Origin of the sequence: Gordonia sp. DT101 (assembly GCF_049844895.1) — a bacterium.
GTDB lineage: Bacteria > Actinomycetota > Actinomycetes > Mycobacteriales > Mycobacteriaceae > Gordonia.
Window position 1 is genome coordinate 1,018,741 of sequence record NZ_JBNCLX010000002.1, and the last position, 13,766, is coordinate 1,032,506.

The 13,766-nt window shown below is 67.3% G+C and carries 18 protein-coding genes; 14 read left to right on the top strand and 4 right to left on the bottom strand.

All coding sequences use genetic code 11. The features are described from left to right. Window positions 1-84 precede the first annotated feature (84 nt). The 8 genes from infA to truA all read left to right on the top strand — a co-directional run bounded on the left by infA (window position 85) and on the right by truA (window position 4,880). Window positions 85-306 carry a translation initiation factor IF-1 gene (gene infA / locus ACLQ3I_RS10935; RefSeq protein WP_005170487.1) on the top strand — a complete coding sequence of 74 codons (222 nt, stop codon included), beginning with the start codon at window positions 85-87 and terminating at the stop codon, window positions 304-306. Between the two features lie 109 nt (window positions 307-415). Continuing rightward, entirely contained in the window at window positions 416-529 is a 114-nt protein-coding gene (gene rpmJ, locus ACLQ3I_RS10940) for a 50S ribosomal protein L36 (RefSeq protein WP_005207978.1), read from the top strand. Between the two features lie 193 nt (window positions 530-722). Beyond that, the gene (gene rpsM / locus ACLQ3I_RS10945) at window positions 723-1,091 is read left to right on the top strand and encodes a 30S ribosomal protein S13 (protein ID WP_425790834.1); all 369 of its coding nucleotides are present in this window, start codon (window positions 723-725) and stop codon (window positions 1,089-1,091) included. Next, complete coding sequence (gene rpsK / locus ACLQ3I_RS10950; protein WP_161062115.1) at window positions 1,091-1,498, top strand: 30S ribosomal protein S11; 408 nt, start codon at window positions 1,091-1,093, stop codon at window positions 1,496-1,498. The genes rpsM and rpsK overlap by 1 nt, the downstream gene beginning before the upstream one ends. A 24-nt stretch (window positions 1,499-1,522) precedes the next feature. Then, window positions 1,523-2,128 carry a 30S ribosomal protein S4 gene (gene rpsD / locus ACLQ3I_RS10955; RefSeq protein WP_425790837.1) on the top strand — a complete coding sequence of 202 codons (606 nt, stop codon included), beginning with the start codon at window positions 1,523-1,525 and terminating at the stop codon, window positions 2,126-2,128. Between the two features lie 104 nt (window positions 2,129-2,232). Continuing rightward, window positions 2,233-3,285, top strand: a complete 1,053-nt coding sequence (locus ACLQ3I_RS10960; protein WP_267629812.1) for a DNA-directed RNA polymerase subunit alpha — start codon at window positions 2,233-2,235, stop codon at window positions 3,283-3,285. 60 nt (window positions 3,286-3,345) lie between these two features. After that, window positions 3,346-3,966: a 50S ribosomal protein L17 gene (gene rplQ / locus ACLQ3I_RS10965; protein WP_425790840.1), complete on the top strand. Its 621-nt coding sequence runs from the start codon at window positions 3,346-3,348 to the stop codon at window positions 3,964-3,966. 65 nt (window positions 3,967-4,031) lie between these two features. After that, window positions 4,032-4,880: a tRNA pseudouridine(38-40) synthase TruA gene (truA, locus tag ACLQ3I_RS10970; RefSeq protein WP_425790842.1), complete on the top strand. Its 849-nt coding sequence runs from the start codon at window positions 4,032-4,034 to the stop codon at window positions 4,878-4,880. A 218-nt stretch (window positions 4,881-5,098) separates the two neighbouring features. Here the strand turns inward: truA and ACLQ3I_RS10975 are convergent, their stop codons facing one another. Continuing rightward, a complete protein-coding gene (locus ACLQ3I_RS10975; RefSeq protein WP_425790844.1) occupies window positions 5,099-5,596 on the bottom strand; it encodes a TM2 domain-containing protein in 498 nt (165 codons plus the stop codon). 54 nt (window positions 5,597-5,650) lie between these two features. Then, the gene (locus ACLQ3I_RS10980) at window positions 5,651-6,721 is read right to left on the bottom strand and encodes an alpha/beta fold hydrolase (RefSeq protein ID WP_425792073.1); all 1,071 of its coding nucleotides are present in this window, start codon (window positions 6,719-6,721) and stop codon (window positions 5,651-5,653) included. 248 nt (window positions 6,722-6,969) lie between these two features. On the opposite strand from ACLQ3I_RS10980, the gene ACLQ3I_RS10985 reads away from it, so the two are divergent. After that, window positions 6,970-7,599, top strand: coding sequence for a DedA family protein (locus tag ACLQ3I_RS10985; RefSeq protein ID WP_425790846.1), 630 nt, complete (start codon window positions 6,970-6,972; stop codon window positions 7,597-7,599). Window positions 7,600-7,627: 28 nt separating this feature from the next. On the opposite strand, the gene ACLQ3I_RS10990 is transcribed toward ACLQ3I_RS10985, so the two are convergent. Then, window positions 7,628-9,103 carry an AAA family ATPase gene (locus ACLQ3I_RS10990; RefSeq protein ID WP_425801812.1) on the bottom strand — a complete coding sequence of 492 codons (1,476 nt, stop codon included), beginning with the start codon at window positions 9,101-9,103 and terminating at the stop codon, window positions 7,628-7,630. Window positions 9,104-9,267: 164 nt separating this feature from the next. After that, entirely contained in the window at window positions 9,268-10,488 is a 1,221-nt protein-coding gene (locus tag ACLQ3I_RS10995) for a CaiB/BaiF CoA transferase family protein (RefSeq protein ID WP_425801814.1), read from the bottom strand. Window positions 10,489-10,805: 317 nt separating this feature from the next. Here ACLQ3I_RS10995 and ACLQ3I_RS11000 point away from each other — a divergent pair, with 317 nt between their 5' ends. The 5 genes from ACLQ3I_RS11000 (at window position 10,806) to ACLQ3I_RS11020 (ending at window position 13,714) form a co-directional block, all read left to right on the top strand. After that, complete coding sequence (locus ACLQ3I_RS11000; protein ID WP_425801816.1) at window positions 10,806-11,213, top strand: hypothetical protein; 408 nt, start codon at window positions 10,806-10,808, stop codon at window positions 11,211-11,213. Between the two features lie 10 nt (window positions 11,214-11,223). Continuing rightward, the gene (locus ACLQ3I_RS11005) at window positions 11,224-11,550 is read left to right on the top strand and encodes a YbaB/EbfC family DNA-binding protein (RefSeq protein WP_425790854.1); all 327 of its coding nucleotides are present in this window, start codon (window positions 11,224-11,226) and stop codon (window positions 11,548-11,550) included. Between the two features lie 111 nt (window positions 11,551-11,661). Beyond that, window positions 11,662-11,970 (top strand): type VII secretion target, encoded by a 309-nt coding sequence (locus tag ACLQ3I_RS11010; protein ID WP_425790855.1) that lies wholly within the window; start codon window positions 11,662-11,664, stop codon window positions 11,968-11,970. 53 nt (window positions 11,971-12,023) lie between these two features. Continuing rightward, complete coding sequence (locus tag ACLQ3I_RS11015) at window positions 12,024-13,331, top strand: hypothetical protein (protein WP_425792074.1); 1,308 nt, start codon at window positions 12,024-12,026, stop codon at window positions 13,329-13,331. A 56-nt stretch (window positions 13,332-13,387) separates the two neighbouring features. Then, entirely contained in the window at window positions 13,388-13,714 is a 327-nt protein-coding gene (locus ACLQ3I_RS11020) for a PE family protein (protein WP_425790857.1), read from the top strand. Window positions 13,715-13,766: the final 52 nt, after the last annotated feature.

Here is a 13,766-nt window from a genome sequence, read left to right on the forward strand (position 1 = left end):
CGGATAAACACGGTTTCAACTGGGCTTCCAACCTACGGGTCAGATCGAGGAAGCCTCGGGTGAGCAGCCAGGATCGCGGAGGACATGGCGAAAAAAGACGGGGCCATCGAGGTCGAGGGACGAGTCATCGAACCCCTGCCCAATGCGATGTTTCGTATTGAGCTGGAGAACGGTCACAAGGTTCTCGCCCACATCAGCGGCAAGATGCGGCAGCACTATATCCGCATCCTGCCCGAGGACCGGGTCGTCGTGGAACTCTCGCCGTACGACCTCGGTCGTGGGCGCATCGTTTATCGGTACAAGTAAGACTTCCCCGGAACACGGGTAAGAACCACAGCGGCGGCGCAGTCGCCGCTGAAGGAAAACACCGACGGGCGCGGCACAGCCGTGCCCGACCATTCAAGGAGAAGCGGACGTGAAGGTTCAGCCGAGCGTCAAGCCGATCTGCGAGAAGTGCAAGGTGATCCGCCGTAACGGTCGGGTCATGGTGATCTGCGAGAACCTGCGTCACAAGCAGCGTCAGGGCTGATCACGGCAACCCTCCGGGTCGCTTGAAGGACAACTGAATATCGACGAAGCACTCCCAACACCAGTGTCGACAAACGGGTCGACGCCCACCTCCGGTTCAGAGGCCGGAGCCCGAATGGCCGGACACAACGGTCCGGCAACAGATTCGGGACGGACTGGGAGCAGACCTCTGACAAGAAAAGGAAATCCGCCACATGGCACGTGTTGCTGGTGTGGATCTCCCCCGCGAGAAGCGGCTGGAGATCGCACTGACCTACATCTACGGAGTTGGGCGTACCACCTCCCAGGAGATCCTCGAGGGCACCGGGCTCAGTCCCGACCTTCGTGCGAAGGATCTCACCGACGCAGACGTCGCGAAGCTGCGTGAGTACATCGAGGCCTCGGTGAAGGTCGAGGGTGACCTGCGTCGCGAGGTGCAGGCCGATATCCGTCGCAAGATCGAGATCGGCTGCTACCAGGGTCTGCGCCACCGTCGTGGCCTGCCCGTCCGTGGCCAGCGCACCAAGACGAATGCCCGCACTCGCAAGGGCCCGAAGAAGACCATCGCCGGGAAGAAGAAGTAATGCCTCCTAAGTCACGTAGCGCAGGCCCCAAGAAGGGCACCCGCCGTCGCGATAAGAAGAACGTCCCGCACGGCAGCGCACACATCAAGTCGACGTTCAACAACACCATCGTGTCGATCAGCGACCCCAGCGGAAACGTCATCAGCTGGGCGTCCTCGGGTCACGTCGGTTTCAAGGGCTCGCGCAAGAGCACCCCGTTCGCGGCACAGCTCGCTGCGGAGAACGCTGCGCGCAAGGCTCAGGAACACGGCGTCAAGAAGGTCGACGTGTTCGTCAAGGGACCGGGCTCGGGTCGTGAGACCGCGATCCGGTCGCTGCAGGCCGCCGGCCTCGAGGTCGGCACCATCTCCGATGTCACCCCGCAGCCGCACAACGGCTGCCGTCCGCCCAAGCGGCGCCGGGTCTAGCGGGAAAGGGAGGACTAGAAAACCATGGCTCGTTATACCGGCCCCGCAACAAAGAAGTCCCGTCGTCTTCGCGTCGATCTGATCGGCGGCGACCAGGCGTTCGAGCGTCGCCCCTACCCGCCCGGCCAGCACGGCCGCTCGCGGATCAAGGAGAGCGAATACCTGCAGCAGCTGCAGGAGAAGCAGAAGGCCCGCTTCACCTACGGAGTGATGGAGAAGCAGTTCCGTCGCTACTACGAAGAGGCCAACCGTCGCAACGGCAAGACCGGTGACGAACTGCTGAAGATCCTCGAGACCCGTCTCGACAACGTCGTCTACCGGGCCGGTCTGGCCCGGACCCGTCGTCAGGCCCGCCAGATGGTCACCCACGGACATCTCACCGTCAACGGTGTGAATGTCGACGTGCCCAGCTACCGGGTCAGCCAGTACGACATCGTCGATGTCCGTCCGAAGTCGCTGCAGACCGTGCCGTTCCAGATCGCCAAGGAGATCCAGGGCGACCGTACGGTCCCGGGTTGGCTGCAGGTGGTCCCGTCGACCCTGCGCATCCTCGTGCACCAGGTGCCCGAGCGCGCTCAGATCGACGTGCCGCTCACGGAACAGCTCATCGTCGAGTTCTACTCGAAGTAATCGTCACCGCGACTACACAACAGCAGAAACGCCAGACAGCAACAGCTGTTCGGTCCACCTTCTAGGCCGTCAAATAGCGGTCGGCCACAAGGAGAATCAACGAAATGCTCATCTCACAGCGACCCACTCTGACCGAGGAGATCATCGCCGAGGACCGCTCGAAGTTCGTCATCGAGCCCCTCGAGCCGGGATTCGGCTACACCCTCGGCAACTCGCTGCGTCGTACCCTGCTCTCGTCGATCCCGGGTGCTGCCATCACCAGCATCCGTATCGACGGTGTCCTGCACGAGTTCACCACCGTCCCCGGGGTGAAGGAAGACGTCACCGACGTCATCCTGAACCTCAAGGGCCTCGTGGTCAGCTCCGAAGAAGACGAGCCGGTCACCATGTACGTCCGCAAGCAGGGCCCGGGCACCGTCACCGGCGCCGACATCGTGCCGCCGGCCGGCGTCACCGTGCACAACCCTGATCTGCACATCGCCACCCTGAACGACAAGGGCAAGCTCGAGATCGAGCTCGTCGTCGAGCGGGGCCGCGGCTACGTCCCGGCCGTGCAGAACAAGGCATCGGGTGCGGAGATCGGCCGGATCCCGGTCGACTCCATCTACTCGCCGGTGCTCAAGGTGACCTACAAGGTCGAGGCCACCCGTGTCGAGCAGCGCACCGACTTCGATCGGCTCGTGCTCGATGTGGAGACCAAGAATTCGATCACCGCTCGGGACGCGCTCGCTTCGGCGGGTAAGACCCTGGTGGAGCTGTTCGGGCTTGCCCGGGAGCTCAACGTCGAGGCCGAGGGCATCGAGATCGGACCGTCGCCGGCCGAGGCCGACCACATCGCGTCGTTCAGCCTCCCGATCGAGGATCTCGAGCTGACCGTCCGGTCCTACAACTGCCTCAAGCGCGAGGGTGTGCACACCGTCGGCGAGCTGGTGGCCCGGACCGAGTCGGATCTGCTCGACATCCGCAACTTCGGCCAGAAGTCGATCGACGAGGTCAAGGTCAAGCTGCACGCGCTCGGACTGTCCCTCAAGGACAGCCCGGCCAGCTTCGACCCGTCGCAGGTCGCGGGTTACGACCCGGCTACCGGAACGTGGTCGGATGACGCGTCGTTCGACGCCGACTCCGGTGAGGATTTCGCTGAAACCGAGCAGCTGTAAGGCTGTTGCCAAACCCTGACTTCCGGTCGTGAGATCGTGAGTTTCTTCTAGGAGAAGACAATGCCCAAGCCCACCAAGGGTGCCCGCCTCGGCGGGTCGGCCAGCCACCAGAAAGCGATGCTGGCGAACCTCGCCACCTCGCTCTTCGAGCACGGCCGCATCACCACCACCGAAGCGAAGGCGAAGCGGCTGCGCCCCTACGCCGAGAAGCTGATCACCCACGCGAAGGACGGGTCGCTGGCCCACCGTCGCGAGGTCATGAAGGACATCCGGGACAAGGATGTCGTGCACACCCTGTTCGCCGAGATCGGCCCGTTCTTCGCCGATCGTCCCGGTGGCTACACCCGCATCATCAAGACGCTGCCGCGCAAGGGCGACAATGCCCCGATGGCCGTGATCGAGCTGGTGCGCGAGTCGACCGCGAGCAGCGAGGCCAGCCGTGCGACCCGCGTCGCGGCCTCCAAGAAGGCGGCCGAGGACAAGCTGGAGGCGACCGAAGAGGTCGTCGCCGAGGGCGATGAGCCCGCAGCCGACGCCGACAACGTGGTGGAGGCCGTGGAGGCCGACGCCACCGACGCCGAGGTCGAGAACGCCGATGCTGTCGCCGACGCCGTCGACGACCAGTCGAGTGCGGCCACGGCGGATGACGCCGCAGCCGACGAGAAGAAGTCGGACGACTGAGTCCAGAGCAGTTGTCAGAACCCGCCGTCACCGCATCCGGTGCCGGCGGGTTCTGTCGTCCTGCGGTGAGCCCGTCCGTGCGACTGCGCCTCGACGTCTCCTACGACGGCACCGACTTCGCCGGGTGGGCACGGCAGATCGGCCAGCGCACCGTCTGCGGACTGCTCGAGGACACCCTGGCCACCGTCCTGCGGGTGCCGGTGCGGCTGACCGTCGCAGGGCGCACCGACGCGGGGGTACACGCCACCGGGCAGGTCGCGCACACCGAGATCCCGCAGTCCGCGCTGGAGACCAGATCCATCGGTGGCGACCCGTCGCGCCTGGTCGGCCGGCTGGCGAAGATGCTGCCCGACGATGTCCGGGTGCGCGCGATCGGACCGGTCAGCGGTGACTTCGATGCCCGGTTCTCCGCCTTGCGTCGGCATTACGTCTACCGGCTCACCGATGCGCGGTGGGGCGCGGAACCGGTCGTGGCTCGGACCACCGCGGCCTGGTCCCGGTCGCTCGACATCGATGCGATGAACATCGCGTCTCGCTCGTTGTTGGGCCTCAACGACTTCGCGGCGTTCTGCCGCCGCCGGGAGGGCGCGACGACGATCCGCGATCTCCAGCGCTTCGAGTGGACGGCCGACACCGACGGTGTGCTCATCGGTCGGGTGAGCGCCGATGCCTTCTGCTGGTCCATGGTGCGCTCACTGGTCGGGGCGGTCGCGAGCGTCGGTGACGGTCGGCGCGACCTCGAGTGGTGCCGTGGACTGCTGGCAGAGACGTCGCGCAACAGTCGGATACCGGTGGCCGATGCGCGTGGCCTGTGCCTGATCGGCGTCGACTATCCGGGCGACGACGAACTCGCCGCCCGCAACGTGATCACCCGGGACGTCCGGAGCTCGTCGTCGGGAGGGTGCTGCGGCTGACCCCGCCGCCGACAGCAACCGGAATTTCGCCGACAGCAACCCGAATTTCGCCGACAGCAACCGGAATCCCGTCGACAGCAACCTGGACTTCGCCGAGAGAACCACATTGCGCAGCGGCGCAGATTCAAGGCAGGGGGTGCTCTCGACGGGACCCGAGGTGCTCTCGACGCGAAACAGGTTGCCGTCGGCCGGTTTCAGGTTCGGTGGCGGTGTCCGGATCAGGATCGTAGCGGCAGACCGTTCTTGTCCCGCACGCTGCCGGTGAGCATCATGATCCCGTCGATCAGGGCCCAGATGCCTACGCCCAGGAGAATGAGGAACCCGACGAGGAAGATCGCGGTGATCCAGCCGATGATGGTGAGTCCGAGCTGGATTCCGCCGGTCTGATTGTCGCCGAGATAGAATCGCCCGACGCCGAAGCTGCCGAGAAATATCTGCAGCAGTCCCGCGACCACCTTGGACTTGTCCGAGAACGGCAGTCCGGTGACGGGATCGCGCCCGTAGGGCGCCCACGGATCCATGCCCGGGTACCCGGCGCCGTAGTTACCGTACGGCTGCGCGCCAGGTGCGGAGCCGTACGGATTTCCCTGCGGGTACGGATTGGCCGGGTACGAGCTCCCCTGGGAGTAGGGGTCATACGGACGGCCGTAGGCGGTCGGCGACCAGCCGTCCGGGTCGCGAGGGGGATCGTTCGGGGGTTGTCCCGGGTAGGTCATCGGCACATCATCGCATGATGACCGCGACCCGTGAATCATTCGCGTGACCGGTCGTCACGTGGCGCTGCGCTCGTCCTCGATCGCCTCGAGCACGGCCTCGACGGTCTCCTCGTCGCCGGCGAATCCACCGCGTTGTTGCCCCTCGGAGAGCAGCTGACGCCAGTTCGCGGGATCGAACACCACCGCCTCGTTCTGCTCGATGAAATCGATGATGACCTTGGTGAACCGTTCCGGGTCGGTGTGGAACGGGAAATGCCCGCAATCGGAGAAGGTCTCGAGCTCGGAGTGCGGAATCGCGGAGTGCGCGAGCTGCGCGTGGTGGTAGGGGATGACCGTGTCCTCATCGCCCCAGATGAGCAGCACCGGAAGACGTTCGGTGAGATAGCTCCGGTCCATCATCGTGACGACCTGACCACGCCAGTCCACCACCGCGCGCAGAGTGCGGAGGAAGGCCGCCGATGCCGTCGGATCGGCGAGGTCTCCCAGCACCCGCACCAGATCCTCGTGGTCGTTGAGGAGTCGTCGCAGCGACATCGACGGGAGGCCCGGCACCGCGGGCGCGGCGGCGAGAGTCCGTGCCGCCGTGCGCAGTGTCGGGAGCAGGCCGGGCACCCGGAGCATGGTGAGGATCTCGTGTGCCACGGGCATCGACACGAGGCGCAGCGCGGGATTGACATCACGCGTCACGCCGCCGGCGGCCACCAGTACCAGTCGTTCGACGAAACGCGGGAACTGGTAGCAGAACTGCATGGCCACGCCGCCGCCGAGGGAGTGGCCCACGACGGTGACCTTGGTGTGTCCGAGTACCACGAGCAGGTCGCGCATCCCGTTGGCGAAGGCCGGCACCGAGTAGTCCGCGCGCGGCTTCTCCGACTTGCCGTGTCCGAGGAGGTCGGGTGCGATCACCGTGTAATGCTGGGCCAGCGTCGGTATCACGTCGTCCCACGTCGACGAGTTGTCGCCGATGCCGTGGATCAGCAGCAGTGCCGGTCCGCTGCCGGCGATGCGGTATGCGCGGCGATATCCGTGAATCGTGTGGTACTCGACGCGGATCTGGGTGTCGCTCACCGGTCGGAGCGCCCGCCCCTTTCCGCTGTTGGTACGGGTGTGGGGGTGCGTCCGCACGCCCGTGTCGGGCGGGTGCGGGGAACCGGACACGGGGCCTCCTCGTCTCCACATCGGTGTGATGGCTTGTTCGGTCCGGCGGTGTGAGTGAATCCACAACGACCGTCCGGCGTCGTTACCCATCAGTAAACCGCACGTTGGCACAATCTGCGCGGGATGTTGCATCGAGTTAACCTCGGACCGTCGAAGGCCGGATCCGACGGTCGGGATCGCGCGGCGAGGCGGCCGTCCTCCGTACGCTGAAGGCGATGAACCCGTTCGACATCGACACCTTCCTCGCGACCGGCGGACTGATCGGTCTGTGCATCCTGATCTTCGTCGAGACCGGGCTGCTGATCGGATTCGTGTTTCCCGGCGACTCGGTGCTGTTCACCGCGGGGGTGTTTGCGGCGCAACCGGATCCGTTCGCGCCGCTGTGGTGGCTCTGCGTCGCTGTCCCGCTCGCGGCGATCCTCGGCGACCAACTCGGCTACCTGATCGGCCGGCGTCTCGGCTCGGGGGTCGTCGAGGGCCGCCTGATGCGCTGGATCGGTCCGGAGCCGCTGGAGCGAACCCATCGGTATTTCGACCGTTTCGGAGCTCTGACAGTGTTCTTCGCACGCTTCGTCGGGATCATCCGCACCCTGACGCCGGTGGTCGCCGGCTTCACCGGGATGTCCTATCGGATCTTCACCGTCTTCAGCGTCCTCGGCAGCGTCGTGTGGGCGGTCGGGATCATCCTCCTCGGCTACTTCCTCGGACAGGTGGCGATCATCCGGGACAACATCGAGCTGTTCATCATCGCCTCGGTGCTGACCGTGGTGATCCCCACCGCGATCCATCTCGGTCGCCGATGGCGTCGGTCCCGGGGTTCGGTCGCTGAGGACCCGCCGGCCTGAGGACCGGCCGGCCTGAGGATCGGGATCTCTACGGGTAGAAGGGCTCGTCGCGCTCCGAGGACACCGACGCGAAGTCGTCGGCGATGGTGGCCGCCAGTTCTGCGAAGGCACGCCGCGTCTGCTTGCTCACCAGATCGAGGTCCACGTCGGCGCCCTCGGACAGGTGGTCGTCGAACGGGACCTGGTGCACGGCGCGGCACCGGGTCAGGAAGTGCTGCCCCAGTTGGTCGGTGTCGATCGTCGACGCGCCCGGGCGGGACGAGCTCAACACCACGACGGCGCGTGAGGCCAGATGGCCGTAGCCGTGTGCCTCGAGCCAGTCGAGGGTGGCGCCCGCGCTGCGCGCCCCGTCCATCGCCGGTGAACTGACCAGGATGATCGAGTTGGCCATGTCCAGCACACCGTTCATCGCCGAGTGGCTCAAGCCGGTGCCGCAGTCGGTGATGATGATGTTGTAAAAGCGCTGGAGGATCCGCATGACGCCGCGGTACTCCTCGTCGCTGAATGCTTCTGCCATCGCCGGATCACGTTCGGAGGCAAGGACTTCCAGGCGACTCGGCGACTGGGAGGTGTGTGCGCGGACATCGGAGTAACGATAGACGTTGGGGTCTGCGAGCAGATCGCGGACCGTGGAGCGGGTCTGCTGCGGGATCCGCTGGGCCAGCGTCCCGAGGTCGGGGTTGGCGTCGACGGCGATGACACGGTCGCCGCGCAACGATGCGAACGTCGAACCCAATCCCACTGTGGTGGTGGTCTTGCCGACGCCACCCTTGAGAGACAGCACGGCGATCCGATAGTCGCCGCGAACCGGCCGATTGACCCGGTCGAGCAGGTGTTTGTATTCGATGTCCGCAGGTGATTCGCCGGGGTTGATGGCGCCGGCCGACATCGTGTGCACGGCGCGGCGCCACCCGCGGCTGGGTGCCCGGCGGGCCTTGCGGATCAGGGCGACCTCGTCGAGGCCGGGGCCCGCCTGCGGGTCGCCGTATCCGGGCGGGCCCATCGGGGGACCGCCGAACGGACCGCCGTACGGTGCGCCCGGTCCGAACGGGGGTGCGGGCACGTGGCCGGGCCCGCCCGGGGGCATCTGTGATGGATGGTTCTGGTGCGGGGGTACCTGCGGCGGATACGGCGCCGCCTGCCCCGGCGGCGCACCCTGCGGTGGCAGCCCGGGTGTCGGCAGCCCGCCGGCCGGTCGCTGCGGTCCCGCGCGGTCGACGGGCGGTGGCCCGCTCTCGGCGGCGGACTTCCCGGTGGACTGGTCCGGCTGCCCGACGCCGGGATCGGCGGCCGCGTGATGACCGGACGTCGAATCCCGATGATCCGCTTGTGTCGGATCCGCGGGTACGTCGCGACGCATCGGCTCCGGTGGAGACGGATACGCGGACTGCTCGCGAGGTGCGGGTACGGGCGCCGTGGGTGGCTCGGGTTCGGCGAACTGGAGCCACGGCGGGGGCGCCGGCACGCCGGAATCGTCCACACTTCCGGAGTCGTCGTACGTCATGCGGAATGGTCCCCCTGTAGATCGTTTGATGGAGTGCACGCCATCGTTGCAGGAGTCTACCGAAGATCGATTCTGCCACCGAACTCCCGGGGCATTCGTGACGGGTCGCTGACCAGCCATGTTCGCTGACCGGGTGCCGATCACAACCGCTCAGGCGCAACCGTTCAGATGACCCCTTGCTCGCTGAGCGCGGACACCGTGTCGTCGTCGAGGCCGAGGAGTCCGCGATAGATCTCGTCGTTGTGCGTGCCCGGGCGCGGCGGACCGGCCGTGCGCACCCGACCGGGGCTCTCGGACAGTCTCGGCACGATGCCGGGCCCCAGCACGTCGCGTCCCAGGCGCTCGTCGTGATGCGGCACGAGCATGTCGCGGGCCAGCATCTGCGGGTCACGCACCACCTCGGCGATCGTGTTCACGGGGCCGACGACGACGCCTGCCGTCCCGAGGATCTCGATCAGCTCGGTGCTGGTGTGCGCGCCGGCCCAGTCGGCGATGATCGAGTCGAGTTCGTCCTGGTTGATCCCGCGCGCCCGGTGGTCGGCGAACCGCGGGTCGGTCGCGAGGTCGGGTCGGCCCATGGCGTCGCAGAGCCTGCGAAAGACGGTGTCCTGATTCGCCGCGATCACCACGCGCAACCCGTCGGCGGCCTGGTAGAGGTTGGACGGCGCGATGCCGTCGAGCCGCGTCCCCGACGGGCCGCGGACGACGCCGGCGAGGTCGTAGTCGGCGATCGTCGACTCCTGCACGGCCAGACAGGCCTCGGTGAGAGCGGTGTCCACGACTTGCCCTCTTCCGGTCACCGTCCGCCGGTAGACGGCGGCCAGCGCTCCCTGCGCGGCGAACATGCCGGCCAGCGTGTCGCCGATCGACAACGCCAACCGTGGCGGGGCCTCGCCCGGGTATCCGTTCAGGTAGCGCAGACCGCTCTCGGCCTCCGCGACCGAGGCGTACCCGGCTCGGCTCGCCGCCGGTCCGGTCTGTCCGTACCCGGACACCCGGACCAGGATGATCCCGGGATTGCGGCCCGACAGCACGTCGTAACCCAGATCCCATCGCTCGAGGGTGCCGGGCCGGAAGTTCTCCACCACGATGTCGGCGCGATCGATGAGGGCGAGGAAGACGTCGCGGCCCGCATCCGCCCGCAGATCGAGCGTGATGGCCTTCTTGTTGCGCGCGTGGACGGTCCAATAGACGCGCTCGCCGTCCTGTTCGGCCTGTCCCCAGGTCCGGATCGGGTCGGGGGAGCCCGGGGCCTCGATCTTGATCACCTCGGCGCCCATGTCGCCGAGGAGGCGTCCGGCGAACGGGCCCGCGATCAGGGTGCCCAGTTCGAGCACGCGGAGACCATCGAGTGCACCCAGGGGAGGAACGTCGGTGTTCGTCACCCTGACAGCATCGCCGATCGCGATACGTGCAGGGCGTGCGGGGGACGGTTGATCCTCACCGGATCGCACACCCACCGAGAGCCGGTGCCCCACGGTCGTTCGAACAGAGGGAAACCCGGATGTTGTGTGGATGGCCGGCGACTGCTATGAGAGGATCTCCGACGACGACCTGCACACAGCTGTGCGCCCGGGTCGTCGTGGTGCAGACACTCACATGGCGTGTGCGCGGTCGATCGGGGGATCCGGAAGAGTTCGTCGGATCGGGGAACCGATGGAGGCCGGGTCGCGTCCAAGTGTCATGAAGGGGGGACATCGCCATGACATCTCATGATCGCGGGGCCGGGTCGGGTCACGCCGGGGACGCCGTGACGGACCGGTCGGCCGACGGGAACGATCTCGACGCGGCGCTCGCGCTGTCGTCGGCGCGCTCGCGCTCCGGTGCCGTCTCGGTGGTCACCACGCCGCAGGGGCTGCCGATGTCGGTGCGGATCGACAACTCGGCCCTGTCGAAAGAGCCGGCCGTTCTCGCCGGCGAGATTCTCCGGCTCTGTCAGCAGTCGGCGATGGCCGCCGGCATCCGGCTGCGCGAGCAACTCGTCGCCTCCGGGGTCGCCCGAGACGTCGTCGACGCGATGAAACTGCCCAGGCCCGACGATCTCGCGCGAGCCGAACAGCTCGACGACCGCGACCATGACGCGCCGGCCTCCTGGCTGCGATCGGTCTGAGGGGCGCGACATGAGTTGGGCGATGGATGAGCTCGAGGCCCGGGCCAACGCGCAGTTGAACAGCATGTACGAACTGAACGAGAAGTTCGCGGCGATCAGTGTGCGGGAGACGTCGGCCGACGATCTGGTGACCGTCGAGGTGGACGGTGTCGGTGGGCTGACCGGTCTGTGGCTGGCGGCGGGAGCCAACGAACTCGGCGGGCCGCGCCTGGGTGAACTGATAGTCGGGACCGCAGCACTGGCGGCCCAGCGCGCCTTCGCGAAACGTGCCCTGATCACCGAAGAGTTCAACGAATCCTTCGGTGAACTGCTCGACTCCCGACTGCGGAGCGGATGATCGCGTGCCGATGACACCTGGTGGGGAACCAGATCGGTCGCCGATGCGTCGGATCGAGGAAAGCAACGAGATGAATAGAACGTCCATGGTCGTGAATGGGAGGGAACAGCGATGAGCGATGTGACGGTTGTACCGGAGGTGGTCGAGACGTTCGGGGCCACGAGTGCTGCCATGGCCACCGCGGTCGGCGCCGCCGGGTCGATCAATGCCGCGGCGAACACCGCCGTGATGGTCCCGGTGTTCGGGCTCATCGGCCAGGAATTCCTGGCGTCCTTCATCGTGGCGCAGGCCAATCACCTGATGTCGGTCGGCAACCTCGCGGCGGTCCATGCCGGTACCGCGGCAGCGACCTTCGCGGGCCTGGCCGAGTTCCAATCCGAGGATGCGGCAGCCGGTTCCGCGATCCGATCGGTCCTGTGACTGGCACACCCTTTCCGGGCCCGCTGCCGGCCGGGATTCCCGACGTACCTGCCATGTCGCACATGACGGTCCAGGAGATGATCAACGCGTCACCGTTGGGTCCGATCCTGGACAAGACCGTCGCCGACGTCTTGGCCGGACACGGGTTGCCTGCGTTGCCTGCGATGCCGCCACCATCGGCTCCGCTCCCGGGGCTGCCGCCGCTGCCGCCGATCAATCTCGACATCCTGATCAAACCGCTGACGGATCTGCTCGGCGGATTCGGCACCGGCGACCTGGCGGCCGGGGACTTCGATCCCTCGGCGATCTTCCAGAGCCTGTCGAAGGTGCTCGAGACGACGATGTCCATGAGTTCCGGGGCGGTCAAGGCCCTCGACAAGCTCTGGACCGGGACCGCGTCGACCGCAGCCGTCGGCAAGTCGGCGATCGCTACCGGCGACACGGCAAACGTCACCACGCAGGGCACCGGGATGTCGTTCGACATCCAGGCCGCGGCCGGGATCGTCGGAACGGGACTCGCTGCGGTGCAGGCGATCATCGCGGCGACGATCGGCAAGATCTCCGCGACCATCCCGCTGATCATGACGCCGTTCGGACAGGGAGCAGCGGTCGGGTTCGCCACCGAAGGTCTCGCCGAGGCGACCGCGCAGGTCGCCCTCACCCGTGCACAGCTGCTCGGACCCACCGCCAAGATGACGACGAACGGCGCACCGGTCCCGATCACCAACGCACCGGCGCCCGCGGCCGCGACGCAGTCGCCGTTCGCGGTGGCCGGCGCGGTCCTCGACGGCGTATCCCCGGCGGTGTCGTCGGCGTCCGAGCTCCCGTCGATGATCGCATCACCGGTGAGCAGCATGTTGTCGAGCGCCAAGGCGGACCCGCTCATGTCCGCGAAGGGAGATCCGGTCGCGGGCAAGGGCGGCGGTCCAGGCGGTGGGGGTGCCGGTGGCGGCGGTGGCAAGGGACATGCCGGTGGCGGTGGCGGCATCGGCGCCGTCGGTGCCGCAGCGGCACCGCTGGCGCCGCGCCCGTTCACGAGCCCCGCCCTCGGGATGACCGAGCCGGCCGGCTACAGCCCGCAGCAGGCCACCCGCGGGACCGTGACGTCCACCAGCTCGATGCCTGCGTCGATGGCGCCGATGGGAGCCGCGGGAACCGCCCGTGGCGCCGGTGCGTCCAACGAACAACACCAGGTGCCCGACTACCTGGTGACCGAAGACAACGGACAGCAGGTGGTCGGCGAGGTACCCGACGTGGTTCCCGCCGTACTCGGGGATGAGGAGGAGCCGGAGCGCGCGCCGTCGCCCGACATCGAGCTCCGGCTCGGACCGCCGCCCGGCGGGCCGACCACCGGGACGTGAGTCCCCGGGTACCACAACCAGACCATCGACCAGAACACCGACCGGAACGAGGAGACATGACCGGCGAAACGAACCAGGCGCAGCTCGATGTGGACCCGGCAGAACTCATCTCGGCAGCCGGGCGTCTCGACGGGCTCGCCGATCGGCTCGAACAGTCACTGGGAGCAGCGGAACCGGCACTGACCGTGCACGCCGCCGGCCAGGACGAGGTGTCCGAGACCTCGGCCAGGAGCTTCAACGCGGTGGCGGAGACCTTCGCCACGGACTCCGCCCGCGGGGTCGAGGAACTCCGCAAGATCGCTGCGGTGCTGCGTGCGCAGGCGACGGGGTACCGGGCCGGCGACGACGACGCGGCATCCGCGTTCCGGAGCTCGAACGCCTGACGCCACGGCCGATGCTGATCTGGCCATCCCGATTCGACCATCGACGAGAGAG